Annotated in this window: 1 protein-coding gene; it reads right to left on the bottom strand. The window is 45.0% G+C overall.

Annotated elements, in window-relative coordinates; all coding sequences use genetic code 11:
• On the bottom strand, nucleotides 1-484 hold a 484-nt coding region (locus A3729_RS08655), incomplete at its 3' end, for a divergent polysaccharide deacetylase family protein (RefSeq protein WP_197475707.1).
• Nucleotides 485-625 lie beyond the last annotated feature (141 nt).

Raw genomic sequence — 625 nt, forward strand, 5'->3', positions numbered from 1 at the left:
GACTATCCAAGAAAAAGAAGGGGTGCTGTTTAACCGTTTCCATTACCCACTCCATAACCTTGTTTTGAGTTGTCAACTGACTGCCCATATGGTTATTCAGGCCTACCATATGCGGAATCGAGATAAAGCTTTTTCGCAAGGTTTGCTTAATTTGCATCTCACTCATGCTTTCGGTTAAACCGCCCTTACCGAGCTTAATCCCAAGCTTATTTTGCATGGGCGAGTGGAGCATGATTTCCTTGCCATTCTCTTTAGCTCTTTCGATTAGGGCTCGTGTATGGCGTCTTTCTGGTAGAAAAGACAAAGTAAGGGGGTAGGGTAGGTCAATTAATCGGGAGCCGTTCTCCAGGTGATTCCCCATATCGTCAATGACGATCGCGATGGTCGGTTGCTGCTTTAGTTCTGCAGCAACGGGAAAAGCAAGCACGACAGTAGTCAGGATAAAGGTGACTACTGTACTGAGCTTGAGGAGATAGTTACTCACCTTGTGGCGTGCCTTCTTCAGCTAGGTTTTCAGCCTCAGTTTGGCTCTCTGGTGTTTTGACGGAAGAGTTCTTTTGCTTAACTTTTAGAATATCCAAAGCCTTTAGCAAACTTAAAGCTTCCTGAAGCTGGAAGTCTTTTT

The sequence above is a fragment of the Oleiphilus sp. HI0043 genome (genome assembly GCF_001634935.1).